General features: G+C 70.2%; 24 protein-coding genes. 8 read left to right on the forward strand and 16 right to left on the reverse strand.

What is annotated here, in order from left to right; all coding sequences use genetic code 11:
• Window positions 1-5 precede the first annotated feature (5 nt).
• From MWM08_RS06415 to MWM08_RS06440, 6 genes are all read left to right on the forward strand, one after another.
• The gene (locus tag MWM08_RS06415; protein WP_244458633.1) at window positions 6-983 is read left to right on the forward strand and encodes a Bug family tripartite tricarboxylate transporter substrate binding protein; all 978 of its coding nucleotides are present in this window, start codon (window positions 6-8) and stop codon (window positions 981-983) included.
• A gap of 113 nt (window positions 984-1,096) precedes the next feature.
• Entirely contained in the window at window positions 1,097-1,738 is a 642-nt protein-coding gene (locus MWM08_RS06420) for a YjbE family putative metal transport protein (protein WP_244458634.1), read from the forward strand.
• A gap of 104 nt (window positions 1,739-1,842) precedes the next feature.
• Complete coding sequence (locus MWM08_RS06425; protein WP_244458635.1) at window positions 1,843-2,817, forward strand: DctP family TRAP transporter solute-binding subunit; 975 nt, start codon at window positions 1,843-1,845, stop codon at window positions 2,815-2,817.
• A gap of 66 nt (window positions 2,818-2,883) precedes the next feature.
• On the forward strand, window positions 2,884-3,471 hold the full coding sequence (locus MWM08_RS06430; RefSeq protein WP_244458636.1) for a TRAP transporter small permease: 588 nt from the start codon (window positions 2,884-2,886) through the stop codon (window positions 3,469-3,471).
• Between the two features lie 157 nt (window positions 3,472-3,628).
• Window positions 3,629-4,894, forward strand: coding sequence for a TRAP transporter large permease (locus MWM08_RS06435; RefSeq protein ID WP_244458637.1), 1,266 nt, complete (start codon window positions 3,629-3,631; stop codon window positions 4,892-4,894).
• On the forward strand, window positions 4,891-5,538 hold the full coding sequence (locus tag MWM08_RS06440; protein WP_244458638.1) for a DNA-3-methyladenine glycosylase family protein: 648 nt from the start codon (window positions 4,891-4,893) through the stop codon (window positions 5,536-5,538). Before MWM08_RS06435 ends, MWM08_RS06440 begins: the two co-directional genes overlap by 4 nt.
• Here MWM08_RS06440 and MWM08_RS06445 read toward each other — a convergent pair.
• Complete coding sequence (locus MWM08_RS06445) at window positions 5,531-6,718, reverse strand: FAD-binding domain-containing protein (RefSeq protein WP_244458639.1); 1,188 nt, start codon at window positions 6,716-6,718, stop codon at window positions 5,531-5,533. The two genes, MWM08_RS06440 and MWM08_RS06445, sit on opposite strands and share 8 nt — an antisense overlap.
• Window positions 6,719-6,796: 78 nt before the next feature.
• Here MWM08_RS06445 and MWM08_RS06450 point away from each other — a divergent pair, with 78 nt between their 5' ends.
• Entirely contained in the window at window positions 6,797-7,669 is an 873-nt protein-coding gene (locus tag MWM08_RS06450; RefSeq protein ID WP_244458640.1) for a metallophosphoesterase, read from the forward strand.
• On the opposite strand, the gene MWM08_RS06455 is transcribed toward MWM08_RS06450, so the two are convergent.
• The 10 genes from MWM08_RS06455 to MWM08_RS06500 all read right to left on the reverse strand — a co-directional run bounded on the left by MWM08_RS06455 (window position 7,659) and on the right by MWM08_RS06500 (window position 18,422).
• Window positions 7,659-9,356: an acyl-CoA dehydrogenase family protein gene (locus MWM08_RS06455; protein ID WP_244458641.1), complete on the reverse strand. Its 1,698-nt coding sequence runs from the start codon at window positions 9,354-9,356 to the stop codon at window positions 7,659-7,661. The genes MWM08_RS06450 and MWM08_RS06455 overlap by 11 nt on opposite strands.
• A 128-nt stretch (window positions 9,357-9,484) precedes the next feature.
• Entirely contained in the window at window positions 9,485-10,885 is a 1,401-nt protein-coding gene (locus MWM08_RS06460; protein ID WP_244458642.1) for a homospermidine synthase, read from the reverse strand.
• A 20-nt stretch (window positions 10,886-10,905) separates the two neighbouring features.
• Window positions 10,906-12,159: a type III PLP-dependent enzyme domain-containing protein gene (locus tag MWM08_RS06465; RefSeq protein ID WP_244458643.1), complete on the reverse strand. Its 1,254-nt coding sequence runs from the start codon at window positions 12,157-12,159 to the stop codon at window positions 10,906-10,908.
• Between the two features lie 645 nt (window positions 12,160-12,804).
• Window positions 12,805-13,575 (reverse strand): alpha/beta fold hydrolase, encoded by a 771-nt coding sequence (locus MWM08_RS06470; protein ID WP_244458644.1) that lies wholly within the window; start codon window positions 13,573-13,575, stop codon window positions 12,805-12,807.
• Window positions 13,572-14,429, reverse strand: coding sequence for a DMT family transporter (locus MWM08_RS06475; RefSeq protein ID WP_244458645.1), 858 nt, complete (start codon window positions 14,427-14,429; stop codon window positions 13,572-13,574). The genes MWM08_RS06470 and MWM08_RS06475 overlap by 4 nt, the downstream gene beginning before the upstream one ends.
• A gap of 102 nt (window positions 14,430-14,531) precedes the next feature.
• Complete coding sequence (locus MWM08_RS06480) at window positions 14,532-15,869, reverse strand: NAD(P)H-dependent oxidoreductase (protein ID WP_244458646.1); 1,338 nt, start codon at window positions 15,867-15,869, stop codon at window positions 14,532-14,534.
• Between the two features lie 10 nt (window positions 15,870-15,879).
• Window positions 15,880-16,062 carry a hypothetical protein gene (locus MWM08_RS06485; protein ID WP_244458647.1) on the reverse strand — a complete coding sequence of 61 codons (183 nt, stop codon included), beginning with the start codon at window positions 16,060-16,062 and terminating at the stop codon, window positions 15,880-15,882.
• A 52-nt stretch (window positions 16,063-16,114) separates the two neighbouring features.
• Window positions 16,115-16,594 carry a hypothetical protein gene (locus MWM08_RS06490; protein WP_244458648.1) on the reverse strand — a complete coding sequence of 160 codons (480 nt, stop codon included), beginning with the start codon at window positions 16,592-16,594 and terminating at the stop codon, window positions 16,115-16,117.
• Window positions 16,595-16,674: 80 nt separating this feature from the next.
• The gene (locus MWM08_RS06495) at window positions 16,675-17,415 is read right to left on the reverse strand and encodes an SDR family NAD(P)-dependent oxidoreductase (RefSeq protein WP_244459914.1); all 741 of its coding nucleotides are present in this window, start codon (window positions 17,413-17,415) and stop codon (window positions 16,675-16,677) included.
• Window positions 17,415-18,422, reverse strand: a complete 1,008-nt coding sequence (locus tag MWM08_RS06500; RefSeq protein ID WP_244458649.1) for an NAD(P)H-quinone oxidoreductase — start codon at window positions 18,420-18,422, stop codon at window positions 17,415-17,417. Before MWM08_RS06500 ends, MWM08_RS06495 begins: the two co-directional genes overlap by 1 nt.
• 201 nt (window positions 18,423-18,623) lie before the next feature.
• Between MWM08_RS06500 and MWM08_RS06505 the strand changes: the two genes are divergently transcribed.
• Entirely contained in the window at window positions 18,624-19,853 is a 1,230-nt protein-coding gene (locus MWM08_RS06505; RefSeq protein ID WP_244458650.1) for an ABC transporter substrate-binding protein, read from the forward strand.
• A 147-nt stretch (window positions 19,854-20,000) separates the two neighbouring features.
• Here MWM08_RS06505 and MWM08_RS06510 read toward each other — a convergent pair whose 3' ends face one another.
• The 5 genes from MWM08_RS06510 to ugpB form a co-directional block, all read right to left on the reverse strand.
• Window positions 20,001-20,978, reverse strand: a complete 978-nt coding sequence (locus MWM08_RS06510) for a Bug family tripartite tricarboxylate transporter substrate binding protein (protein ID WP_244458651.1) — start codon at window positions 20,976-20,978, stop codon at window positions 20,001-20,003.
• 64 nt (window positions 20,979-21,042) lie between these two features.
• Window positions 21,043-22,110 (reverse strand): ABC transporter ATP-binding protein, encoded by a 1,068-nt coding sequence (locus MWM08_RS06515; protein WP_244458652.1) that lies wholly within the window; start codon window positions 22,108-22,110, stop codon window positions 21,043-21,045.
• Window positions 22,111-22,114: 4 nt separating this feature from the next.
• Window positions 22,115-23,008, reverse strand: coding sequence for a sn-glycerol-3-phosphate ABC transporter permease UgpE (ugpE, locus tag MWM08_RS06520; RefSeq protein ID WP_255751388.1), 894 nt, complete (start codon window positions 23,006-23,008; stop codon window positions 22,115-22,117).
• Entirely contained in the window at window positions 23,008-23,889 is an 882-nt protein-coding gene (gene ugpA, locus MWM08_RS06525) for a sn-glycerol-3-phosphate ABC transporter permease UgpA (protein WP_244458653.1), read from the reverse strand. Before ugpA ends, ugpE begins: the two co-directional genes overlap by 1 nt.
• 28 nt (window positions 23,890-23,917) lie before the next feature.
• Window positions 23,918-25,267, reverse strand: coding sequence for a sn-glycerol-3-phosphate ABC transporter substrate-binding protein UgpB (gene ugpB, locus MWM08_RS06530; protein ID WP_244458654.1), 1,350 nt, complete (start codon window positions 25,265-25,267; stop codon window positions 23,918-23,920).
• Window positions 25,268-25,314: the final 47 nt, after the last annotated feature.

Here is a 25,314-nt window from a genome sequence, read left to right on the forward strand (position 1 = left end):
CCGCCATGACCCGCCTGACCCGCCGCGGCGTGCTCGCCGCATCCGCCGTGATGTTCGCCGCCCCCGCCCTGCATGCGCAGGGCGGTTTCCCGAACAAGCCGCTGCGCATCATCGTGCCCTATCCGCCGGGCGGCGTGACCGACATCATGGGCCGCCTTGCCGCCGAGGCCATGAGCCGCCAGCTCGGCCAGCCCGTGGTGGTCGAGAATCGCCCCGGCGCCGGCGGCAACATCGGTGCCAAGGCCGCCGCGCAGGCCGAGCCCGACGGCCACACCCTGCTGCTCGGCACCATGGCCACGCAGGGCGTGAACCCGGTGCTGTATCCGGACCCGGCCTTCGACCCTCGGCGTGACCTGGTCGGCGTGGGCATGATGGCGGACATGCCCAACGTGATGGTCTGCAACCCGCGACGTTGGAACCCGGCGAATGCGCAGGAGGCGATCGCGCGCATGAAGGCCGAGCCCGGCAAGATCCTGTTCGGGTCGGTCGGCAACGGATCGTCCTCGCATCTGTCGCAGGTGATGCTCACGCGCATGGCGGGACTCGATGTGGTGCACGTGCCCTATCGCGGGTCGTCGCCGGCCGTGGCGGCGATGATCGCGGGCGATCTCGACCTGCTGTTCGATGCCTCGGCCACTTCCACGCCGCATATCCGCGGCGGGTCGGTGAAGGCGCTGGCGGTCACCATGAACCGCCGGCTCGGCGCGCTGGCGGAGGTGCCGACGCTCGCGGAATCGGGCGTGCCCGGCTACCACCTCAGCGTTTGGAACGGCGTGCTGACGCAGGCCCGCGTGCCCGCACCGGTCCTGGCACGGCTGCAGGATGCTTTCACCCGTGCGATGGACGCCCCGATGATCGACCGGCTGAAGGCGAACTTCACCGAGCCGCTGATCATTCCGCCGGCGCAGCTGCAGCCCTGGCTGAACGAGGATGCCGAGCGCTGGGTGCGCATCGCGCGCGAAAGCGGCATCCGCCCGGACTGATGCTGCGTCCATGGACGACGCATTGCGCGGTTGAAACTTGCCGCGACGTGCGTGGCGACTAGCGTCCGCTGCTGTTCGCCGGCCGTCTTGGTGCCGGCGCCCGGAGTGGACGCATGGATGCCATCATCGCGGCGATGCCGCGCTTTCTCGAGATCATGTGGCTGAACATCGTGTTGTCGGGGGACAACGCGGTGGTGATCGGCATGGCCGCGGCGGGGCTGCCGGCCCACCAGCGCAGCCGCGCGGTGCTGTTCGGAATCGTCGCCGCGGCGGTGCTGCGCATCATCTTCTCGGTCTTCGCGACCTACCTGCTCGGCCTGTGGTGGATTGCCTTCATCGGTGGCGCGGCACTGCTGTACATCGCCTGGACCTTCCTGCGCGAATTGCTGCACCACGGCGAGACGCAGGAAGGCGAGGAAGGCGAGGCCAAGGAGAAGTCGCTCGCCGCCGCGCTGTGGCAGATCGTCATCGCCGACGTCTCCATGAGCCTCGACAACGTGCTGGCGGTCGCGGCGGTGGCGCGCAACGACATCACGCTGCTGGTGATCGGCCTGCTGATCTCGATCATCCTGATGGGGCTGCTGGGCGGCTTCCTGGCGCGGCTGCTCGACCGCTTCAAGATCATCGCCTATGTCGGTGTCGCGCTGATCGCGTGGATCGGGCTCGAGCTGATGTGGGAGGGGCTGCAGAACGCCAACCACGTCCTCGCCCTCGGGCTGCCTATACCGGCCCCCCACGACGCCCCGCCGCACTGACGCGGGCATCTGCCTGCAAGACAGGCAGTGGTGCGCGACCGTTGCCAGGGGCGATGCGCCCCGGCTATGGGTCGCGTCCTGCTCGACATGGAGGAAACACGAGAATGACCCTGACCCGCCGGCTGGCGCTCGCCGCCGCCCTGGCCGCGCCCTTCGCGGCCGCCCCCGCGATGGCGCAGACCCAGATCACCGTGCAGCACGCGCTGCCGGCCAACAGCCACACCGGCGTGGGTGCCTCGACCTTCGCGGAGGCGTTCCAGCGCCTGACCAACAACCGCTATCGCGTGGTCGCCCAGCGCAACGACAACGAACGCGAGATGATCGAAAGCGTGCAGATCGGCACGATCGACTGCACCTTCACCTCGACGGGCCCGGTCGGGAACTTCGTGCCGGAAGTGCGCATCTTCGACGTGCCCTTCCTGTTCCGCGACGCAACCCATGCACGTGGCGTGCTGGATGGCGAGATCGGCCAGCAGGTGCTTGCCCGCTTTCCCGCGCGCGGCTTGGTCGGCGTGATCTGGATCGAGAACGGCTTCCGCAACCTGACCAACTCCCGGCGCGAGGTGAACACCCCGGCCGATGTGCGCGGCCTCAAGATCCGCACCATGGAGAACCAGGTGCACATGCGCGCCTTCACGCAGTTGGGCGCGCTGCCCACGCCGATGGCGTTCAGCGAACTCGTGCCGGCGCTGCAGCAGGGCACGGTCGATGGGCAGGAAAACCCGATCTCGGTGATCGTGGCGAACAACCTGAACCAGGTGCAGCGTTTCATGACGCTGACGCGCCACGTCTATTCGCCGCAGGTGATGATTTGCAACCCCGCCATGGTGGGCCGCCTGAACGCGGCCGACCGCGCGCTGTTCCAGCAGGCGGCGCGCGAGGCGCAGACCGCCAACCGCGCGCGCGTGACCGCCGATGACGAGGCCGGCGTGGCCGAGCTGCGCCGCCGCGGCATGACGGTCATCACCGAGGTCGACACCGCCGCCTTCCAGGCCGCGCTCGCGCCTGCCTTCGCGGAGTGGGAGCGCACGCTGGATGCCGCCACGCTGCGGCGCATCCGCGACTGGCGCGCGAACTGACCTTGGCGTGATGCGAACAGGGCGCGGCCGCACGCCGCGCCCTGACCGGGGGGCTGCATGAACGCGATGAACCAGCTGCCGTTGCTGGTGACAGCGGTGGCGACCGTACTGACGGTTGCCTTCGCGCTGTGGGTCGGGGCGGGCGAGGGACCGCGCGCGGCGCTGCGCCGGGGCATCCTGGCGGCGGACCGCGTCACCACCGGCATCGCCGCGGTGATCGCCTGCTTGGCCATGAGCGTCGCGGTCTTCGCCGGCGCCTGGCAGGTGGTGGCGCGCTTCGCGACCGAGACGCCCTCGGTGTGGTCCGAGGCGCTGGTGCGCACGGCGCTGATCTGGATGGCGTTCATCGGCGTGGCGGTGGCGCTGCGCACGGGCGCGCTGGTGTCGATCGACGTGGCGCATCGCTATTCGCGCGGGACGGTGCGGCGCGCATTGGAGGCGGCGGCGCTGGCAGCCAGCCTGTCGATGTTGGGCGTGATGTTCTGGTTCGGCTGGATGATGGCCGAGCGCGTGCAGTTCCAGGAGATGGCGGGGCTCGAGGTGTCGATGTCCTGGGGCTATGCGGCGATCCCGATCGGCGCGGCCTTCGCGATGATCGGCGCGGTGGCGCATTTCCTAGACCGCCGCTCGGAAGAACTGGACCTGGCTGTATGAGCTGCGACACCAATCGGATCGCCGCAGGCGATCCGGGAGCGCAAAGCGCGACCGCGCCCAACCTGCACGTCGGCGCCAGCGGGCCAGCGCGGGGCGCGCAAGCCAAGCCGGCGGATGCCGGCGCCCGGCGCTTGAGGGCAGCATAATGTCCGGCGCCATGCTCACCGCGATGCTGGTGCTGTTCGCGGCCAGCATTCCCGTCGCGATCGCGATCGGCATCTCCGCCATCATCGGCATCGCGGGCTTCACCTCCTTCCCGCTGATCGTCGCCGCGCAGCAATTGTTCGTCGCACTGGACCGCTTCCCACTGGCGGCCATTCCGTTCTTCATCCTGGCGGGCAACCTGATGGAGGTTGGCGGCATCTCCCGCCGCCTGGTGGAATTCGCGCGCTCCATCGTGGGCGGCATCCAGGGCGGGCTGCCGGCGACCTGCGTGGTCACCTGCATGATCTTCGCGGCCATCAGCGGCAGTTCGGTCGCGACCACCTTCGCGATCGGGTCGATCATGATCCCCGCGCTGGTGCGCGCCGGCTATCCGGTGGCCTTCGCTGCGGCCTTGCAGGCGACGGCGGCGGAGCTGGGCGTGATCATCCCGCCCTCGATCCCGATGATCCTATATGGCGTGACAACGCAGACCTCGATCCCCGAACTGTTCATCGCGGGCTTCGGGCCGGGCATCCTGATCGGCAGTGCGCTGATCGTGACCGTGCTCGTCTGGTGCCGGATCAAGGGCTGGGGCAAGCAGGACGGCGAGGGGCGGCTGTCCTTCCTGACCGCCACGAAGCAGGCCGGCTTCGCGCTGTTCATGCCGGTGGTCGTGCTCGGCGGCATCTATGGCGGCATCACCACGCCGACCGAGGCCTCGGTTCTCGCGGTGGTCTATGCGCTGCTGGTGGGCATGTTCCTGCACCGTGAGATCGGCCTGCGCGACCTGTTCCCGATCTTCCGCAAGTCGGTGATCAGCAGCGCGGTGATCATGTTCATCATCGCCTGCGCGGCGGTGTTCTCCTGGCTGCTGAACCGCCAGGGCGTGCCGGATGCGGCGGCCGCCTGGCTCGCGACGTCGTTCGACAGCGCGTCGTTCTACCTGCTGGTGGTGAACCTGTTCCTGTTCGTGGTGGGGATGTTCGTCGAGACCTCGGCGTCCATCATCGTGCTCGCGCCCATCCTGCAGGAAGCCGCCGAACGGCTCGGCGTGGACGGCGTGCATTTCGGCACGATCATGGTGGTGAACCTGGCGCTGGGCATGATCACGCCGCCCTTCGGCGTGAACCTGTTCGCCGCCGCCCAGGTGGCGCGCTGCGGCGTGGACCAGATGATGCGCTACCTGGGTGTGTTCATCGGCGTGATCTTCGCCTGCCTGATGGTCATCACCTACGTGCCCTGGATCACGCTGGCGCTGCCGAACCTGGTGTTCCGATGACCATCGGGTCGCCGGAGGCGCTGCGGCACCTCCGGCGCGACCCGTTGCTGAAGCGCGTCATCCGCCAGGTCGGGCCCTGCACGCTGGTGCCGGCACGGCGCCAGCCCTACGAGGCGCTGGTGCGCGCCATCGCGCACCAGCAGGTGCATGGCCGCGCGGCCGAGGCGATCCTCGGCCGGTTCATCGCCTGCTGCTGCCCGGACGGCTTTCCCGCACCGGAGGCCGTGCTGGCGACGACGCCGGAGGCGATGCGCGCCTGCGGCCTCTCGGCCAACAAGGTGCTCGCGATTCGCGACATCGCGGAGAAGGCGGCGGCCGGCATCGTGCCCACCCGCGCGCAGGCGCGCCGCCTGTCGGACGATGCACTGGTCGACCGCCTAGTGCCGCTGCGTGGTGTCGGCCGCTGGACGGTCGAGATGCTGCTGATCTTCACGCTCGGCCGCGTCGATATCCTGCCCGTCGATGATTTCGGCGTGCGCGAGGGCTATCGCGTCGCCGCGGGGCTCGACGAACAACCGAAGCCGCGGGCGCTGGGCGAGATCGGGCAGGCCTGGGCGCCGCACCGCACGACCGCCGCCTGGTACCTGTGGCGCGCCGCGGACCTGGCGAAGGACGGCAGATTCAAGGCGCCGGCCGCTATCTGACCAGTGCGGCGCAGACGCGCGGGATGTTCTCGCGGAAGGCGAAAAAGCCGCGGGTGGCGTGCGGCCAGCACAGGCTGTCCCAGTCGCGGCGCAGGCCGTGCAGCGCGATGCCTTGCGTTTCGAGCGCCGCGCGCAGCGGCGCCAGCGCCCCGGCGGTCCAGCCAACGGGCGCATGCGGCGTGACGACCCTGCGTGCGCCGCAGCCCGACGCGAAGGCCACGACATCGGCGCTGTCCACCCGCCGCGCGGCCACGCCGAAATGCGCCGCGGCGCGCGCCAGCCCGTCATCGACCGCGGCCTGCGCGAATGCTGCTGCCGCAGGGGCGCAGCCCCGCGGCGATCGCGCCTGCGGCACCGCGATCCCCGCCACCGCGACGATCCCTGCGCGGCCGAGGTCGAGGCTCTCCGGATGCAGGTCGTCCTCGTGCAGCAGCAGCAGGGCCGGGCCTTCCGGCGGCGGTTGCGCAGGCGCCAGCGGCGCTGGCGGCGGCGCGGGCCCGTCATCCAGTGGCGCCGGGTCCTCATCGAGACACCCGCGCGGATCGAAGCGGCCATCGGTGTAGCGCGCGATGTTCTCCGCGCGCGCGACGTAATGCTTGCCGCGCGTCTGCATCCCCGCCACCCAGCGCCAGGACAGCGTGTTCGATGCGGCATCGGCATCGAGCAGGTGGCGCAGGAAGACATCCGCGCCCAGCACCCAGGGCAGGCGCAGCGTGAAGATCCAGATGCTGGCGAACCACATTCGCGCATGGTTGTGCAGCCAGCCGGTGTCGATGAGTTCGTGCATCCAGGCGTCGAAGCAGTCGATGCCGGTCTGCCCGCGCAGGGCGGCGTCGTAGCCGGGTGGCGGGTTGGCCAGCGCACGATCGCGCGCGGTGACGAAGCGTGTCCAGACCGACGGCCGCAATTCGAGCCACCCCTTCCAGTAGCTGCGCCAGAACACCTCCTGGATGAATTTCTCGGCGGCCTGCGATGCGTGATGCGCGAGCGCCCTGGCGACCATCTCCTGTTCGGTCAGCAGGCGGTGGCGGATATGCGGCGAGAGCATCGAGACGTCGCGCCGCGCGCCGGGCCCGGGGTCGTGGTTGCGCCCGGCGGCATAGGCGCGGCCCATGCGTGGGGCGAATTCGGCGAGGCGTGCCAACGCGGCGGTCCGGGTCGGGGCGACGATCTCGGGCATGGCGCGGATGTGGCCGGGGTGCCGCTGCGCGCAAGCCTCGCCGCAGCGCCGCCATGATCGCGTGCAGTATCCTGCGGCATGATTGGTCGGCGTGGCGTGCTGGTGGGGCTTGGCGGCGGGGTGGCGCTCGGCGCGGGGTTCGCGGGCTATGGCTTCGGCGTGGAGCCCTTCCTGCGCCTGTCGGTGCAGCAGCACCGCGTGACGCCGGCCGGCTGGCCACCGGGCCTCAAGCTGCGCGTAGCGGCGCTGGCGGACCTGCATGCCGGCGCGCCGATCATGGCCGAGGCCCGCATCGAGCAGATCGTCGCGGCGACCAATGCGCTCGATCCCGACATCACCGTGCTCCTGGGCGACTATGGGCCGTCCTCGCGCTTCGTCACGCGCGAGCTGGACCATGCCGACGTGGCGCGGCGCCTTGGTGCGCTGCGGGCACGGCATGGCGTCTTTGCCGTGAATGGCAACCATGACTGGTGGGAAGACGCGGCGGCGATGCGCGCCGGTCGCGGCGCGGTGCCGTCCATCGCCCGCGCCTTCGACACGGCGGGCATCGACGTGCTCGCCAACCGCGTGCGGCGCGCCGGGCGCGTGCTGGTCGGCGGGCTCGATTCCACCTGGGCCTTCGGCTTCGAGCGTGGCGCCGACGACCTGCCGCGCCTGATGCGCGACGTCACCGGCGACACGCCGCTCCTGCTGCTGGTGCACGAACCCGACATCTTCCCGCGCCTGCCCGCGCGCGCCGCCGTAACCTTCTGCGGGCACACGCATGGTGGCCAGGTGCGGCTGCTGGGGTATTCGCCGCGCATCCCATCGCGCTACGGCAACCGCTATGCCTGGGGCCACGTGCGCGAGGCGGGGCGCGACCTGATCGTCTCGGGCGGCCTCGGCACCACGACCCTGCCGGTGCGCTTCGGTGTGCCGCCCGAGATCACGCTGGTCGAGATCAGCGCATGACGCCGGGGTCGGGCAGCAGCGTGTCCGGTATCGCTTCGTCGATCGCCGCCAGCGGGTCGCGCGGCAGCACGCGATGGGCCAGCACCATGGCGGCCAGCAGCGCGCGTTCGGGCACGGCGCGACCTTCCCACGCCATCATCGTGGCAGAGGCGACGTTGTAGAGCGCCGTCGCCGCCTGCCGCGCCAGCACCGGCCCACCCTCGCCGCCGGCGTGTCGCGCGAGGGCAAAGGCGCGTGCGGTGGCGCTCTCCAGCTGCGCCGGTGGCGCCGGTGTTCCGGTGCGCAGCATCGCCAGGTGCGTCTCCAGCGCCTCGAGCGATCCCTCCCGCGCCGCCGCGCGCAGCACGTCCAGCGCCACGATGTTCGACGTGCCTTCCCAGATCGACCCCAGATGCGCATCGCGCACCAGGCGGGCATCCGGGAAGTCCTCGATGTAGCCGCAGCCGCCGCGCACCTCCATGGCGTCGCCGGTGACCACGCGGGCATCGCGGCAGGCGCGGAACTTCAGCAGCGGCGTCAGGATTCGCAGCAGGGCGTAGGCGCCGGCTTCGCCGGCATCGGAGCGCCGCAAAGCCTCGGCGGTCTGGAACACCATGGAGCGCGCCTGCTCCGCACGGACCAGCATCTTCGCGAGTTGCCGGCGCATCAGCGGAAGCGTGACGATGGGTGCGCCGAAGGCGATGCGGCGATGGGCGATGAACAGCGCCTCGGTCACCGCGCGGCGCATCATCCCCGCCGCGCGTACGCCGTTCGACAGGCGGGAATTGTTCACCATGTCGGCCATCTGGCGCATGCCCGCGCCAGGTTCGCCGACCATCCAGGCGGTCGCACCCTGCAGCGTGATCTCGCCCGAGGCCATCGATCGGGTGCCGAGCTTTTCCTTCAGCCGGACGATCCTGTAGCGGTTCGTCGTGCCGTTCGGCAGCACGCGCGGCAGCAGGAACAGCGACACACCCTTGATGCCGGCAGGCGCGCCCTCGGGCCGCGCCAGCACCATCGCGAGCTCCGCATCGGCGTTCGAGCAGAACCACTTGTCGCCGCTCAGTGCCCAGGATCCGTCGGGGTTCGGTGCCGCCGTCACGGCGGTATTGGCGATGTCCGATCCCGCGCCCTGTTCGGTCATGAACATCGCGCCCTGAAACAGGTCGTCCATGTCCTGGCTGGTCAGCGCCGGCAGGTAGCGGTCCACCAGCGCCGCGTCGCCGAATTTCCGCAGCGTGCGCGTCAGGCTGTCGGTCATCGAGACCGGGCACATCAGGCCGAATTCCGCCTGCACGAACAGGTAGGTGATGGCGTATTTCGCCGCCGCCGGCATGGGGGCGGGCCAGTCCAGCACGCCGGCGCGATGCGACAGCGCCGCCAGGCCGTATTCGCCGAAGGCGAGGCGCTCCATCTCGCGATACGCGGGGTGGTAGGCGATGGATTGCGAATCCTCGCCGCGCCGCGTGCGATGCAGGAGTTCGGGTGGGTGGGTGTCCGCCGTCGCCGCGAGTTCAGCCAGCCGCCCGCCGGCCAGCGCGCCGAGCCGATCGAGATGCGGCGTGAGGTGTGCGATCAGGTCGCGCGCCAGATACAGGGGCAGCAACGCGGCGAGTGTCGGATCGGCGCGGAAGACGTTGATGCCGTGGCTGTCGGGCACGGCCTCGGCGCCCGTTGGGGCCGGGCGATTGGGTCGGATGATCGTCATGGGCGTCTCCTGCGCCTGCAGGATAGGCCCCCTGAAGTGACGGGATCAAAGGGCCTCTCGGGCCTTTGCTGGCTTGGCGGTACTGCCACCAAGGTCCGGAGAGGGGCGGCGCCCCTCTCTGGGATCGGTCACGTCACGCGGAAATTGGCGAACTGCCACGGATCCTGATCGGTCGCTTCCGGGAACAGCACCCCGCGATCCAGCAGCGGCGTCCAGTCCGAATAGACCCCTGCCATCTCCCCCAGATAGGGCAGGCAGATCTCGAGCGCGCGGGCGTGGTCCAACTCATCCGCCTCGACAACGCCGGCGTTCGGGTTCTCGATCGCGAAGACCATGCCGGCCAGCACCGCGACGCACACCTGCAGCGACGTCGCGTTGTTGTGCGGCACCAGCGCGCGTGCTTCCTCGATGGTCAGGCGAGACCCGTACCAATACGCGCCCTTGGGATGCCCCATCAGCAGCACGCCGAGCTCGTCCATGCCCGAGGTGATCTCGTCCATCATCAGCCGCTGGCTGTCCTGCATCTGCCAGTTCTTGCCCGCCAGTTCGTGCACCGACAGCACCGCGTCGTCGCAGGGGTGATAGGCGTAGTGGCAGGTCGGGCGGTGCAGCACCGCGCCCGACGCATCGCGCAGCGTGTAGTAGTCGGCGATCGAGATCGATTCATTGTGCGTGATCAGGAAGCCGTGCATCGGCCCTTCCAGCGGCGTCCAGGACCGCACGCGCGTCGACGCCCCCGGGCGCATCAAATAGATCGCCGCGTCGCAGCCGAAATCATGGCGGCGGCCATCAGGCGGCAGCGCCTTCTCATGGCTGCCCCAACCGAGTTCGGCCGGCTGGTTGCCCTCGCCCACGAAGCCGTCGATCGACCAGGTGTTGACGAATTCGCCGCGACGCTTCGGGCGGTCGGCCACCTGGGTGTCGCGCTCTGCGATGTGGATCACCTTGATGCCGAGCTCGGCCGCGAGCTTCGCCCAGCCCTCGCGCGTGGTCGGCACGGCGGTCGCGTGGCCAGTATCGCGCGCGATGTCGAGCATCGCCTGCTTCACGAAATGCGAAACGAGCCCCGGGTTGGCGCCATGCGTCATCACCGCCGTCGGCCCTGCGCCCTGCTTCAGCGCCAGCGCGCTTTCGCGCAGCGCGTAGTTCGACCGCTGGGAGGGCGTGAGCGATGTGTCGGTATACCCGCCCGCCCAGGGCTCGACGCAGGTGTCGAGATACAGCGCGCCGATCTGCCGGCACAGTTCCACCAGCGCGACCGAGGATACGTCGACCGACAGGTTCAGCAGGAAATCCCCGCGGCCCAAGCGCGCGCGCAACTCGTCCGCGTAGTTCGCGCGCGTCAACGGCAGCACGGTGTGCGACACGCCGTGTTCGGCCGCGATGGCCGCACCGCGATCGTCGGAGGTGACGATCTCGATGCGGTCCTTCGGCATGTCGATGTGCTTCAGGATGAGCGGTAGGACGCCCTGGCCGATCGAGCCGAAGCCGAGCATCACCAGGCGGCCCGCGAAGGCAGCGTGCTTCATCGTGTCGGTGTCCTTCAGTGTCAGGCGGCGCGCGCCGCGCCCGCCTCATAGCCCGCCGTGGCGAGCATGGGCGAATCGGTCACTTCCGTGACAAGCGCGCGGTCGAAGCCGTTGAACGCCGTGCGCAGCGCCGTGCCATAGGCGCCGAGCTGGCCGATCTCGATCCAGTCGCCCTCCCGCACATCGGCGGGCAGGGACCATGGGCCGCGCATCACGTCGGCGCTGTCGCAGGTCGGACCGAACAGCGTGAAGTCGCGCTGCACGGAAGCAACCGGGTCACCACCGGCACGGATCAGGCGGTGCGGGAACCGGAAGCCCGGCGCGCCGGCATCGGACAGCGCGCCATAGACGCCGTCATTCACGTACAGCGCATCGCCGCGCCGCGCCTGCACCTGCACGACCACCGACGCACCGCCCGCCACCAGCGCACGGCCGGGCTCCGCCCATAGCCGGACGCCCGGCGGCAGCAGCGCCGCACCCGCGCGGATCGCATCCATGAACAGCGCCAGCGCCGGCGGCGTGCTGCCCGGATAGGCCACCGGGAACCCACCGCCGACGTCGACGATCTCGACCGCCACGCCCGCCGCCGCGATCACCTGCGCGGCAAGCGCCAGCGCGCGCGTCCACGCACCCGGGTCCATGCACTGCGACCCGACATGGAAAGACAGGCCAAGCCGTGCCGCATGCGGTCGCGCCGCGCGCAGCAGGGCGGCCGCCTCCTCCGGCGCCGCGCCGAACTTGCCCGACAGGTCATAGGCGGCCGAGCCCTTCGGCAGCGCAAGGCGCACGACGAGCCCGAGCGCGCCCGCGCCGCCGCCCGTCTCCTCCAGGATCTTGGTCAGCTCGCCATCGGTGTCGAGCACGAAGTCGCGCACGCCATGCGTCGACCAAGCGCTGCGGATGGCCGCGCGTGACTTCACCGGATGCATGAAGTGGATCGCCGCGTCCGCGAACATGCTGCGCACCAGGCGCACCTCGCCCTCCGACGCGCAGTCGAAATGCGCCACGCCGCCGGCCGCGATGGCACGCAGCATGGTCGGTTCGGCATTGCACTTCACGGCGTAGAGCACGTCACCCGGGAAGGCGTCGACGAAGGCGCGCGCGGCGTCGGTGACGGCCTGCGGACGCAGGCAGTGCATCGGGTCCTGCGGGTGCAGGGACGCGACCGCGGCATCCACCGTGGTACAGCGGGCGGTGGCGGCGCGGCGAAGTGGTGCGCCTGGGTTGGCGCGCCGCAGCGGCGTGACGGCGCCGCGGGGACGAAACTGGGTCATCGCATCGGAACCTTGCAAGCAGGAGGGCGCGCCCGCCGCCGCGCCACGGGCCGAAGCCCGGGCGCGGCGGCGGGATGGAGGGAGCGGCCGGCCATCCGCCGCGGACGACGCCCCGCGATCCCCTCGGCGCGCAAAGCGCTTAGGGGCGGGACGGCGGCGCAGCGGCGCGGATCAGGCGCTGCGGCTGGTGCGATGAGGTCTCATCGCAGGGCGGCGGACAGGCGACACAGGCGGCTCCCTCGAACCTTCCGGCCCACGCTGGTGGCCGGATCGAACAAAGGACGCGTCCCGTCGTTGCGTGTGGGCCGGGGCCCTGCGGCACGTGCGATGGCGTCAGCGCCCGTACTGGGGCGCGAGCCGGAAAATATGCAGTGTCTTTGCCGATTGCAAGAGAAATCGCGCGATACCGGTATCGACGGCACGCATATCGGCCGGGGCTTCCAGCGGTTCAGCCGGAAAACCTCCTGGCACGCAATCTTGCGGATGCACGGCGGGGCCTGCCCGCATGTTCCGGACAGCGCGACGACCCTTCGGTGGCGCATTGTGTCCCTCGCGTGCGGGGCGCCTGCCATCCGCCATGGGCCGATGTCGCCGGTCGAACCCGCGCATGCGTCGCGGCATCACGCCGCCCGGCCGGCTCCGGGGCTACGCCGCCGCTTCCAGGAACGGCTGCAGCAGCGCGAGGAACCCCGCCGGGTTCTCCGCATGCACCCAATGCCCCGCCGCCGGAACCGTGGCGAAGCGCCGCGCCGGGAACAGCGCATCGAAGGCGTCGTGATGTTCGGGGCGGATATAGCCGGAGCGTTCCCCCGCCAACACCAGCACCGGCCCGTCGAAGCGTGCGCCTGGCGGGGTGGAAAAATCCTCGATCTGGGGCATGGCGGCGGCGATCTCTGCCAGACCCAGCCGCCAGGCCGGCGGGTCGCTCTCGAACCGCAGGTTCTGCAAAAGAAAGGCTCGGATCCCGGCTTCCGGGATGGCGGCTGCGAGCGCGGCATCGGCCTCGCGCCGCGCAAGCCCGTGGCGCAGCACGATCCCCTGCATCGCGGCGACGTATCCGCGCAACGCGGGCCGGTAGCGGACCGGCGCGATGTCGGCCACCACCAGCCGTTCGACCCGCGCGGTATGCGCGAGCGCGAGCGCCATCGCGACCTTTCCGCCCATCGAATGACCCAGCACCGCAGCACGCGGCATGCCGGCCGCGTCCATGGTCTGCGCCACATCCGCAGCCATCGCGGCATAGGACATGTCGGGATCGCGCCCCGACGCGCCGTGGTTGCGCAGGTCGGGCGTCAGCACCCGCATCCGCCGCGCCAGCACGGACCGGATGCCGCCCCAGTTCTGCCCCGCCCCAAACAGCCCGTGCAGAAGCACCAGCGGTGGGCCCGCGCCGGCCTCGGTCGTGCTCAGGATCATGGCCGCGACGCCAGGATGACCGACAGCACGATCAGCGTGCCCCCCACCGCCATGTCCCAGCCGATCGGCTCGTTCAGCCAGAGCGTGCTGACCAGCACGCCAAAGGCCGGCACCAGCAGGAAGGCGACCGACGCCACCGCGCCCGGCAGTCGCCGCCCCACCTCGATCACGCACCAGGTTCCGATCGGCGCCACGATCAGCCCGATATACAGCATGTAGGGCCAGGCCGGGCCGAAGATGCCGCCCGAAGGCTCGAGCACCAGCGCGAAGGGCAGGATCAGCAGCGTGGCCAGACCGAAGCACCAGGGCAGCAATTCGAAGACTGGCGTGGGCGGCGGCCATTTGCGCGTGGTCACGATGGCGAGCGTCCAGAACAGCGCGGCCGCCATCAGCATCAGGTGTCCCAGCACCTGGTCCATGCTGGACCAGTCCACGCCCCAGGGCCCGGTCAGCGCTGCGACGCCCGCAAGGCCCAGCCCCGCCGCGACCCAGCGATGCGCCGGCACCTTCTCCCCCAACACCAGCACCGAGAGCGGAATCAGCCAATAGGTCACGACCGCCGAGATGATGGCCGTGCGCCCGGCCTGCACGATCATCAGCGCCGCATGCGCCAGGATGAAGAAGGCGCCGAGCTGCAGCAGCCCCAGCGCAAACACCGACGGCAGGTCGCGCCGCTTGGGCAGGTGCAGGCGCCCAAGTGCCGCCAGCAGCACCGCGCAGGCCACCGCGGCCAACCCCGCACGCCCCATCGCGAACCACATCGGCGTGGCATTCGCGAGCGCTGCCTTGGTCACGGGCCAGGCGCCGCCGAACAACACGATCGCCACGAGCAGAAGGTGAAGGGCCGAGCGCATGACGATGTTGGGCGGGTCCCGGGCCGTGTATGGAACCGCGCGTCAGACGCGGGTCGCGCACTATTTATGAGCGCGAATGATGGAATCTGGAAGGTGCCGCGGTCAGCCGCAGGCGGCGATCATCTCGGCGCGGATGCGCACCGCGTCACGGCCTGCGTCGGGCGGCGCGTCCGCGGCGGTGATGATGCTGCCCGCGGGCACGTCGCGCACCAGGCGGATGCCGTGCGCGAGGCCGATCGGCAGGGCGTCCATCGCACGCGACCGCGCCGCCGGGATGCACTTGCCCCAGGCGCAGGCGCCGCCCTCGCCATCGAGCGTCTCGCCGGCGCGCAGGGTGCGCTTGGCCACTGCCACCACGTCCCCGCGCCAGGCGTCGCCGCAGCCGGTCGGCTCGCGCCGCAAGACCGCCGAGGCGACCGAGACACCCAGCTCCAGCCCGATGAAGTGATAGGGCCGCCAGAGCGCGGCGTAGCGCCCGGACGGGTCGGTCGCGACGCCATATTCGGTGAAGCAGCGGCGCGCGTAGTCGGTCTCGCCCTCGAACACGGCAAACACACCCCAGCGCAGGTTGTCGGGGATGTCGCTGCCGTCGCGGCGCACCGAGGAGACAACCTCGACCATCCCCTTGCGCGGCAGGATCCCGCCCTCGTTGTGCGGGCGCAGGATGGCCGGGAGTTCCGACGTACCTGCGGGCGGGAAGGCCAGCCCGTCCTCGGGCGGCGCGAGGCCGGTGGCGTTCGCGATCGCCGCCATCTCGATGCCGGACTTGGTGCCATCGAGGAAGGAGTTGAACATTTGCGGGTTCATCCCGCCCTCGCGCGCCTGCTGTTCGGTCAGCCCGTAATGGCCCCAGACGGTCTCGGGCGTGCTGGCATGGAAGTCCGGCAGGTACTTGGTGCCCTTGCCGGCGGCGATGACGGTGAAGCCGCCGGCGCGCAGCGTGTCCACCATCTCGCAGACCAGCGCGGGCTGGTCGCCATAGGCCATGGAATAGACCACGCCGGCGGCGGCGGCCTCGCGCGCCAACAGCGGGCCGGCGAGGACATCGGCCTCCACATTGACCATCACGACGTGCTTGCCCTGCGCGATGGCGGCGCGGGCATGGCGCAGCCCGGCCTCGGGATGGCCGGTGCATTCCACCACCACGTCGATGCGCGGGTCGGCGATCAGCGCCATCGCGTCCTCGGTCAGGTGCGTGGCGCCGGTGGCGATGGCGTCGTCCAGCGTCGCGGCGTCGTAGGAGCCATCGGGCCAGTGGATGCGCGCCAGCGCCGCCCGCGCGCGCGGGATCGACAGGTCCGCGATGCCGGCCACGTGCATCCCCGCCGTGCGGCGCGCCTGATGCAGGAACATCGACCCGAACTTGCCCGCACCGATCTGCGCGATGCGGATGGGGCGGCCGGCCTCGGCGCGGGCCAGCAGCAGGCGGTGCAGGTTCATCGAGCAGCCCTCAGGGGTTGCGCCATGGCCGCGGCCGATGGCCGGGGAGGTGGGCGGCGCGCAGCTTCACCATCGCGGCCGCCGTCAGCGCCAGCACCGCCGCACCGGCCGCGAAGGCGCGCCCGGCGCCGCGTGGCAGGCGCGCCACCAGCACGGCGAGCAGCACGGCGACGATGAGCAGGGCGAAGAACATGGCGGCTGCAGCCTATCATGCCCTGCGCCATGCCGGCGACGTCGGCCGGGCGTCAGGCTTGGCCGGGCCAGAGCGCGACCTCGATGACATCCGGTTCGACCGGTACGCTGTCGTCGCGGCTGCCCTCGAATTCCATCCAGGCGATGCGGACCGCCACCGCCTCGGACTCCAACAGGAACAGCGGGCCGGCCGGCAGGGGATCCGGCATCGACGGGCTGGAGATCGCGAAGCTCCGCGAGGGAAAACGTGCCTGGACCGTCTCGACCCGCGTCCAGGGATTGCCGCTCATCGGCTCGACAGGCGCGTGTTCCGGCTCGGTGCCGTAGATCGCGATGCGGATGTGCTGCTGCAGGCAGCCCTGCGTATAGACCACGAGCCCCGTCGGCGGGACGAAAAGGCCGCGCTGCTCCATCTCGGGCGTGATCTCGACGGGAGCGATGACATCCGCCCCCGCGCGATCCACGAGGTAGAATTGGCCGTAGTCGGATTGCCAGGCGAAGGTCGCCCAGCCGCGTGGTGACACAAAGCGCATCGAGCCGTCTCTCCAGCTTGTCGGACCGTCCTGCATGCCCGTCCCGCGCCGGGTCGGGTCTCAGGACCGGCGCGCACCGATCAGTCCATGTAGATCCCGCCATTGATGTGGATCGTCTCGCCGGTCACGAAGGCCGCGGCGTCCGAGGCCAGGAAGGCGATCACCGAGGCCACTTCCTCCGGCGTTCCGAAGCGCTTCATCGGCGTGGCGGCGATCAGCGCCGCGCCGTTCTCGCGCATGATGGCTTCGGTCATCGGCGTCGCGATGATCCCCGGCGAGACGCAGTTCGCGCGCACCCCGCGCGGGCTGAGTTCATGCACCAGCGATCGCGTGAAGCCCAGCACCGCGGCCTTGCAGGCGGCGTAATGCGCATGCCGCACCGACCCGCGATGCCCCGCCATCGAGGCGATGTTCACCACGCTGCCGCGGCGGCGCAACAGCGGCATCGCTGCGCGCGTCGCGTAGAACACACCATCCAGGTTCACGGCGATGGTGCGGTGCCAGTCCTCGTCGGACATGGCGGTGACGTCCTGCTCGACATACAGCCCGGCGCCGGTGACCAGGATGTCGATGCCGCCGAATTCGCGTCCGGCGAGCGCCACGGCCTCGTCCACTTCGGCGCGTTGCGTCACGTCCATGCGCGTGGTGACGATGCGGCCCTGCGCCTCGGGCAGCGCGGCCGCGAAGGTGGCCAGCGCGGCGGGGTCGAGGTCCCCTAGCACCAGATGCGCGCCGAGTTGCCGGAACAGCGCGGCGGTCGCGCGCGGGATGCCGCCATTGCCGCCCGTGATCAGGGCCACCTTGCCCGCCAGGTCGAACATCACGCCGCGACCTGCAGCATGATCTTGCCGATATGCGCGCTGCTCTCCATCAGCGCATGCGCCTGCGCAGCCTCGGCCAGCGGGAAGGTGCGGAAGATCTCGGGCCCGCAACGCCCGTCTGCCAGCAGCGGCCAGACCTTCGCTTCCAGCGCGGCGGCGATGGCACCCTTCTGCGCCGTCGTGCGCGGGCGCATCGTGGACCCGGTCACGGTCAGCCGCTTCACCATGATGGGGCGCAGGTCCACCGCCTCGGCCTGGTGGCCGCCCAGGAAGGCAATGATGACCAGGCGCCCGTCGAGTGCGAGCGAGCGCAGGTTGCGCGCGAAATACGCCGCGCCGACCATGTCCAGGATCACGTCCACGCCGCGCCCGTCGGTCAGGTGCTTCACCTCGGTGCCGAAGTCCTGCGTCTTGTAGTCGATCGCCGCATCGGCGCCGAGGCGCAGGCAGGCCTCGACCTTCTCCGCGCTGCCGGCGGTGGCGAAGACCTTCGCGCCGAAGGCCTTGGCCAGCTGCAGGGCCGTGACGCCGATGCCCGAGGTGCCGCCATGCACCAGCACCGTCTCGCCCGCCGCCAGGCGCCCATGGCCGAACAGGTTGGCCCAGACGGTGAAATAGGTCTCGGGCAGCGCGGCGGCGCGCAGCGCGTCGTAGCCGGCGGGCCAGGGCAGGGTCTGCGCCTCGGGTGCCGTGCAGTATTCGGCATAGGCGCCGCCATTGGTCAGCGCGCAGACGCGATCGCCCGGCTTGAAGCGCGTGACGGCTGAGCCTGCGGCCACCACCTCGCCCGCGCATTCCAGGCCGAGGATCGGGCTGGCGCCCGGCGGCGGCGGATAGGATCCGCTGCGCTGCGCGACATCGGGGCGGTTCACGCCGGTGGCAATCACGCGGATCAACACCTCGTCCGGTTGAGGAGCGGGCAGGGGGCCACGCGCGGGCACCAGCACCTCCGGCCCACCGCCGCCACCATGCGCGATGAAGGTCATCTCCTGCGGCAGGCTGGACATGGCGTTTTCCCGTACGATCCGGGCGGACCATCCGCCCGGCGGCGCCGCGGCGTCAAGGCGCGGCGCGCGCGTCTGGCAAGGCATGGTGCGCGAAGCTTGCAATGCATGGCGCGTGCATCTTGGAATGCGCGGTGGGCGCATCTTGCAACGCTGCCCGGCAGCGCCGAACATCACGCGCGGCCACGCCGCAGAAGGACCGCCATGCCTGCCATCCGTCGCCGACCGCTGCTGGGGGCGCTCGCCGCCGCCGCGGCGGCGCCGCGCATCGCGCAGGCACAGGCGCAGGCGAACGAATTGCGGATCGGCGCGCTTTTCCCGTTTTCCGGCACGCTGGCACAGCTCGGTGACGAAAGCTTCCGCGGGCTCGAACTCGCGGTCGAGGACCGCAACGCCGCGGGCGGCGTGGCCGGGCGGCAGCTGCGCCTGGTGCGCGGCGACGCGGCCGACCAGGCGCAGGCCGTGGCCGAGTCGCGCCGGCTGATGACCACCGAGCGCGTCGCGGCGATCTTCGGCACCTATGCCTCGCCGCCCTCCTTTGCCGCGACCCAGGTCGCGGAGGTGCAGGGCATCGCGTATCTCGAACTCGGCGCGCTGTCGGACAGCATCACCGAGCGCGGGCTGCGCGGCGTGTTCCGTACCTGCCCACGCGCCGCCGACTACGGCGTCGTCTCGGTCGACGCGGTGCAGGAGGTGCTGGCGCCGGCCTGGGGGGTCGATCCCCGTGCGCTGCGGATCGTCCTGTTGCACGAGGACGGGCTCGACGGCCAGGGCGTGGCCGCCGCGCAAGAGGCCGAATTTCGCCGCCGCGGCTTCGCACAGGTCGAACGCATCGGCTACGCCGCGCGCAGCGCCGAATTTCCGCCGCTGGTCCAGCGCCTGCGCGGCGCGGGCACCGAGGTGGTGCTGCATGCCGGGCGGCAGAATGACATCCTGCTGTTCTTCCGCGGCCTTGAGGAGGCCGGCTGGCGGCCGCGCATGGTGGTGGGCGCGGGCGGCGGCTATTCGCTCGGCGACACCGCGCGCGCCATCGGCCCGGCCTTCGAGGGCGTGATGAACGTGGACGTGCCCCAATTCGCCATCAGCGACACCTTCGCGCCGGGCGCGGCTGCATTCGCCGAGGCCTACAAGCGCCGTTTCGGCGCCGACCCGCGCTCCGGCCATTCGCTGTCGAACTTCGTGGGCGCGCAGGCTTGCCTGGAGGCCATGCAGCGCGCCGGCGGCGCCGAACGCGACCGGCTGCGCACAGCGCTGCTCGCGACCGACATCCCCGAGGGCGGCACCGCCAATGGCTGGGGCCTGCGCTTCGACGAGCGCGGCCAGAACACCCGCGCCCGCCCGCTGCTGATGCAGTGGCAGGGCGGGCGCCAGGTCACGATCTTTCCAGCGGACGCGGCGGTGACCTCGCCGCGCGGCCGGATGGGCATGGGCTGACACAGCGCCGTTCGGCGCATCCTGCAGTCCGGCATAGGCTTGGGCCCCAACCCGGACACCCATCCAGTACGATAAACCTTTTGGGTGGCTAGGTTGGGGAGCAGGCCGGGGCCGGCATTCTCAAGCGGTCGCCGAACGCCCGGCCGGTCAGGACGGGCGGATGCCCGCCGCGCGGATCACCGGCGTCCACTTCGCCATCTCGCTTGCGAGGAAGCGTGCGGCGCTATCGGGCGTGCTGTCGGTGGTGACGTTCATGGTCATCTGCGACAGCCGTTCCTGCACCGCGGGCAGCGCCAGCGCACGGTTGAAGGCGCCGTTGATCGCCTGCACCACCGGGGCCGGCGTGCCGGACGGCGTCATCGCCATGTGCCAAGTGTAGCATTCGAAATCCGGCACGCCGCCCTCGATGAAGGTCGGGATGTCGGGCGCATAGGGCATGCGCGTGCGTGTGCTGATCGCGAGCGCGCGCAGTTCTCCGCGCTGGATATACGGCAGCGCGCCGGCGGCGACGTCGAAGATCATCGGGATGCGGCCCGACAGCACCTCCGGCATGGCGGCCGAGGAGCCGCGGAAGGAGATGTGGTTCACCTGCAGCCGGCCCGCCATGAACAGAAACAGCTCGGTCCCAAGATGCACCGCGCCGCCATTGCCTGACGAGGCGTAGTCGTACTTGCCCGGGTTTGCGCGCAGCAGCGCGATCAGCTCGGGCAGGGTGCGCGCCGGGAAGTCCTTGTTCACCAGCATGATCTGCGGGATCTGGCCAATGAAGGCGGCCGGCGTGAAATCCGCCACCGGGTCGAAGGGCAGGCGTTCGAACAGGCCCGGCAGGTAGGCGTGGCCCACCGTCGTGTACAGGATGGTCTGGCCATCCTTCGGCGCCTTCGCCACCAGGTCCGTGCCGATCACGACGCCCGAGCCGGTGCGGTTCTCCACCACGATCCGGTGCGGCAGCGCCTTCGACATCTCGTCGGCCAGCAGCCGCGCGGGAATGTCGGTGGGGCCGCCGGCGGCGAAGGGGACAACGAGCCGCGCCGGGGCGCTCGGCCAGGCGGCGGACTGGGCGCGGGCGGCGACTGGCGCCATCGCGCCGGCGGCAGCAAGGCCGAGGATGTGACGACGATTCATTGGATGGCCTCCCGACAGGACGTGCCGGTATGTGACCTTGCGCTGCCGCCGGGTCAATGGCGGGTCAGGGCGGGTCGATCCGCTTGCCGGTGCCGGCATCGAAGACATGCAGCGCGGCGGGTTCGGGGGCGAGGGTGATGCTCTCCGCCGCCAGCGCGCCCGGCACACGGGCTGAAAGCTGCGTGCCGTCGGGCAGGCGGCCGTGCAGCACGGTCTCCGATCCCAGGGGTTCGGCCAGTTCCACGGTCAGCGCCAGGCCCCCGTCCGGTGTCGGCAGCAGGTGTTCGGGGCGGATGCCGATGGTGACCGCGTGGCCCTCGCCACCCGGCCGGGCACCATCGACGAAGCGCCACAGGGCGCCACCCGACAGCCGCGCGGCCTGGCCGCCCTCGGTCAGCGTGGCCGGCAGGAAGTTCATGGCGGGCGAGCCGATGAAGGAGGCGACGTAGGTGTCGGCCGGGCGTGCCCAGACCTCCATCGGCGTGCCGATCTGCGCGGCGCGGCCTTCGTGCATCACCACGAGGCGGTCGCCCAGCGTCATCGCCTCCACCTGGTCGTGGGTGACGAACAGGGAGGTGACGCGCAGGCGCTTCTGCAGCCGCCGGATCTCGGCGCGCATCTGCACGCGCAGCTTGGCATCCAGGTTCGACAGCGGTTCGTCGAACAGGAAAAGCTTGGGGTGGCGCACGATGGCGCGGCCCATCGCCACGCGCTGGCGCTGGCCGCCCGAAAGCTGCCGCGGCTTGCGTTCGAGCAACTGGCCGATCGACAGCAAGTCGGCCGCTTCCTGCACGCGCGCGCGGATCTCGGCCTTGGGCAGGCCGCGGATCTTGAGGCCATAGGCCATGTTGTCGAACACGGTCATGTGCGGATACAGCGCATAGGTCTGGAACACCATGGCGATGTCGCGGTCGGCGGGTTCGAGCGGCGTCACATCCACCTGGTCGATCTTCACCGCACCCGATGTCGCGGTCTCGAGCCCCGCCACGATGCGCAGCAGCGTCGATTTCCCGCAGCCAGACGCGCCGACGATCACCACCATTTCGCCATCCTGGATGGCAAGGTCGATGCCGTGCAGGACCTTGGTGGTGCCGAAGGACTTGGTCACGCCCTCGATGTCGAGACTGGCCACGCGCTTACTTCTCCGTCTCGGTCAGGCCGCGGATGAACCAGCGCTGCATCAGCACGACCACCAGCACCGGCGGCAGCAGCGCGAAGACCGCGGTGGTCATGATGAGGTTCCACTCGTTCTGCGTATCGCCGATGCCGATCATCTTGGTCAGCCCGACGATCACCGTCTCGAGGTCGCGGTCGGACACCATCAGCAGCGGCCAGAGGTACTGGTTCCAGCCATAGATGAACTGGATGACGAAAAGTGCGGCCATGCTGGTGACCGACAGCGGCAGCACCACGTCCTTGAAGAATCGCATGGGCCCGGCGCCGTCGACCTTCGCTGCCTCCACGTATTCGTCGGGGATGGTCAGGAAGAACTGGCGGAACAGCAGTGTGGCGGTGGCGCTCGCGATCAGCGGGAGTGTCAGGCCTGTCATGGTGTTGATCAGCGCGAGATCGGTCATCACCTGGAAGGTCGGGATGATCCGCACCTCGACCGGCAGCATCAGGGTGATGAAGATCATCCAGAAGAAGAACATCCGGAACGGGAAGGCGAAGAACACCACCGCAAAGGCCGACAGCAGCGAGATCGCGATCTTTCCGCAGGCGATGACCAGCGCCATGGTCAGCGAATTCAGCAGCATGGTGCTGGCCGGCACCGAGAAGGTGTTGCGCCCGCCGCCGCCCTCGGCCCATGCGCGGGCGTAGTTGGTGAAGGCCTCGCCGCCCGGCAGCAGGGGCACGTCGCCGCGCCCGATCGTGTCGGTATCGTGGGTCGAGCCCACCAGCGTGATCCAGATGGGCAGCGCGAAAATCATCACGCCCAGGATCAGCGCGGCATGCGTCAGGATGCGCCCGCGCAGGCGCCGCCGGCGCGACGCGGCAGCCAGGCGTTCGACATCGATGGTGGCCGACATCAGTAGTGCACCCGGCGTTCGATGTAGCGGAACTGGATGGCCGTAAGACCGATGACGATCACCATCAGGATCACCGATTGCGCCGCCGAGGAACCGAAGTTCAGGTTCTGCACGCCGTCCACATAGACCTTGTAGATCAGCGTCTCGGTCGCGTTGCCGGGCCCGCCACGCGTCAGCGCATGGATCACGCCGAAGGTGTCGAAGAAGGCGTAGACCAGGTTCACCACCAGCAGGAAGAAGGCGGTGGGCGACAGCAGCGGGAAGATCACCGTCCAGAAGCGGCGCATCGGCCGCGCGCCATCGATGGCGGCGGCCTCCAGCACGGATGTCGGGATCGACTGCAGCCCCGCCAGGAAGAAGATGAAATTGTAGGACACCTGCTTCCAGGCGGCCGCGATTATGACCATGGTCATCGCCTGCCCGCCATTCAGGCGGAAATCCCACTGCACGCCGATCACCGCCAGCGCCTTGCCCACCAGTCCGATCGACGGATGGAAGATGAACAGCCACAGCACGGCCGCCAGCGCGGGTGCGACGGCATAGGGCCAGATCAGCAGTGTCTTATACAGCCCCGCCCCGCGGATGTGCTTATCCGCCTGCACCGCAAGGAACAGGGCCGAGCCCAGCGCCAGCACCGTGACCGCGGAGGAGAACACCACCGTGTTCCATGCCGCGTTGAGGTAGATCGGGTCGCGGAACAGGTCGGTGAAGTTCTCGAACGCCACGAATTCGGTGTTCAGCCCGAAGGCGTCCTCGCGCTGCGTGGACTGCCACACCGCCATCCCTGCCGGCCAGAAGAAGAACACGAGCGTGATGAGAAGTTGCGGCGCCAGCAGCAGGTAGGGCAGCGCGACGCCACGGAAGATGACTTTCTTGCGCAATCGATCCTCCGCGGCGTCGTGCCGGTGTTCAGCCGCGGTTTGCGCGTTCGAAGTTGCGCAGCACCACGTTGCCGCGCGTGGTGGCGTTGGCGAGCGCCTGGGCCGCGGTCTGCTGGCCCTGGAAGGCGCGCTCCAGCTCCTCCTCCATGATGGTACGGATCTCGACGAAGCCACCCAGCCGGATGCCGCGGCTGTTGTCGGTCAGGGTCCCGCCGCCACGCAGCAGCTGTTCGATGGGCACGTCGGCGCCGGCATTCTCACGGTAGAAGCCGCGGTCCTTCGCGATGGCGTAGGACGCGCGGCGCACCGGGACATAGCCGGTGTCCATGTGCCACTGCGCGTCGACCTCGGGGTTGGACAGGTACTTGAAGAACTCGGCCACGCCTTCGAATTCGCCGCGCGAACGACCGCCGCCGGCGGCCGGGCCCTTGTTCATCACCCACAGGCTGGCACCGCCGATGATGGAGTTGATCGGCGCGCGCGGCGTGCCCTCGTAGTAGGGCAGCATCGCCACGCCCCAACCGAAGCGGGCCTCGCGCTGCACCCGCGCACGGAACCCGGAGGAGGTGAACATGATCGCCGCCTCGCCATTCGGGAAGGCCGGCTCGCCCGCGTTGTTGCGGCCGCCGTAGCGGTACAGCCCATCCTTCTGCCACTGGGCCAGCGCCTCCATGTGGCGCTGCACCAGCGGGTTCGCGATGCGCAATTCCGTCCCCAGGCCACCGAAGCCGTTCGCCAGCGTGGCCAACGGGATGTCATGGATGGCCGAGAAATTCTCGATCTGCCCCCAGGTCAGCCAGGCGGTGGACATCGGCACGGCGGTGCCGCCATTGGCCTTGAGGCGCGGCAGCAGCTCGGCGACGCCCTGCCAGGTCTCGGGGAACTTCTCGGGATCGGCGCCGGCGCGGCGCATCGCGTCCTTGTTGTACCACACCACGGTGGTGGAGCTGTTGAACGGCATCGACATCATCCGCCCGTCCGACAGGCTGTAGTAGCCGCGCACGCCAGGCAGGTAGTCGTCGAAGTCGATCTGCACGCCGGTTTCCGCCAGCAGCTCGTGCACCGGCTTCACCGCGCGGCCCGCGCCCATCATGGTGCCGGTGCCCACTTCGAACATCTGCACGACATGCGGCGCGTTGCTGGCGCGGAAGGCCGCGATCGCGGCCACCATGGTCTCCGGATAGGAGCCACGGAAGGTCGGCACGACGCGATACTTGGTCTGCGTCGCGTTGAAGTCGGTGGCGCGCTGTTCCAGCATCCCGCCCAGCGGCTGCGCCAGGCCGTGCCAGAACTGGATCTCGATCGGCTGCGTCTGGCCCAGCGCGGGCGCGGCCACGGCCAGGGAGGCAGCCCCGGTGAGCAATGTGCGGCGATGCATGATGTCGTCCTCTCCCGTTGTGCGACGCGGCGGCTTAGCCCTGCGCC

It is taken from the genome of Roseomonas fluvialis (genome assembly GCF_022846615.1).
Classification (GTDB): domain Bacteria; phylum Pseudomonadota; class Alphaproteobacteria; order Acetobacterales; family Acetobacteraceae; genus Neoroseomonas; species Neoroseomonas fluvialis.

Excerpts from the sequence above, each read along its gene's own strand:
- MWM08_RS06415 (WP_244458633.1), top strand. The coding sequence starts at position 6 with ATGACCCGCCTGACCCGCCGCGGCGTGCTCGCCGCATCCGCCGTGATG.
- MWM08_RS06420 (WP_244458634.1), top strand. The coding sequence starts at position 1,097 with ATGGATGCCATCATCGCGGCGATGCCGCGCTTTCTCGAGATCATGTGG.
- MWM08_RS06425 (WP_244458635.1), top strand. The coding sequence starts at position 1,843 with ATGACCCTGACCCGCCGGCTGGCGCTCGCCGCCGCCCTGGCCGCGCCC.
- MWM08_RS06430 (WP_244458636.1), top strand. The coding sequence starts at position 2,884 with ATGAACCAGCTGCCGTTGCTGGTGACAGCGGTGGCGACCGTACTGACG.
- MWM08_RS06435 (WP_244458637.1), top strand. The coding sequence starts at position 3,629 with ATGCTCACCGCGATGCTGGTGCTGTTCGCGGCCAGCATTCCCGTCGCG.
- MWM08_RS06440 (WP_244458638.1), top strand. The coding sequence starts at position 4,891 with ATGACCATCGGGTCGCCGGAGGCGCTGCGGCACCTCCGGCGCGACCCG.
- MWM08_RS06445 (WP_244458639.1), bottom strand. The coding sequence starts at position 6,718 with ATGCCCGAGATCGTCGCCCCGACCCGGACCGCCGCGTTGGCACGCCTC.
- MWM08_RS06450 (WP_244458640.1), top strand. The coding sequence starts at position 6,797 with ATGATTGGTCGGCGTGGCGTGCTGGTGGGGCTTGGCGGCGGGGTGGCG.
- MWM08_RS06455 (WP_244458641.1), bottom strand. The coding sequence starts at position 9,356 with ATGACGATCATCCGACCCAATCGCCCGGCCCCAACGGGCGCCGAGGCC.
- MWM08_RS06460 (WP_244458642.1), bottom strand. The coding sequence starts at position 10,885 with ATGAAGCACGCTGCCTTCGCGGGCCGCCTGGTGATGCTCGGCTTCGGC.
- MWM08_RS06465 (WP_244458643.1), bottom strand. The coding sequence starts at position 12,159 with ATGACCCAGTTTCGTCCCCGCGGCGCCGTCACGCCGCTGCGGCGCGCC.
- MWM08_RS06470 (WP_244458644.1), bottom strand. The coding sequence starts at position 13,575 with ATGATCCTGAGCACGACCGAGGCCGGCGCGGGCCCACCGCTGGTGCTT.
- MWM08_RS06475 (WP_244458645.1), bottom strand. The coding sequence starts at position 14,429 with ATGCGCTCGGCCCTTCACCTTCTGCTCGTGGCGATCGTGTTGTTCGGC.
- MWM08_RS06480 (WP_244458646.1), bottom strand. The coding sequence starts at position 15,869 with ATGAACCTGCACCGCCTGCTGCTGGCCCGCGCCGAGGCCGGCCGCCCC.
- MWM08_RS06485 (WP_244458647.1), bottom strand. The coding sequence starts at position 16,062 with ATGTTCTTCGCCCTGCTCATCGTCGCCGTGCTGCTCGCCGTGCTGGTG.
- MWM08_RS06490 (WP_244458648.1), bottom strand. The coding sequence starts at position 16,594 with ATGCGCTTTGTGTCACCACGCGGCTGGGCGACCTTCGCCTGGCAATCC.
- MWM08_RS06495 (WP_244459914.1), bottom strand. The coding sequence starts at position 17,415 with ATGTTCGACCTGGCGGGCAAGGTGGCCCTGATCACGGGCGGCAATGGC.
- MWM08_RS06500 (WP_244458649.1), bottom strand. The coding sequence starts at position 18,422 with ATGTCCAGCCTGCCGCAGGAGATGACCTTCATCGCGCATGGTGGCGGC.
- MWM08_RS06505 (WP_244458650.1), top strand. The coding sequence starts at position 18,624 with ATGCCTGCCATCCGTCGCCGACCGCTGCTGGGGGCGCTCGCCGCCGCC.
- MWM08_RS06510 (WP_244458651.1), bottom strand. The coding sequence starts at position 20,978 with ATGAATCGTCGTCACATCCTCGGCCTTGCTGCCGCCGGCGCGATGGCG.
- ugpE (WP_255751388.1), bottom strand. The coding sequence starts at position 23,008 with ATGTCGGCCACCATCGATGTCGAACGCCTGGCTGCCGCGTCGCGCCGG.
- ugpB (WP_244458654.1), bottom strand. The coding sequence starts at position 25,267 with ATGCATCGCCGCACATTGCTCACCGGGGCTGCCTCCCTGGCCGTGGCC.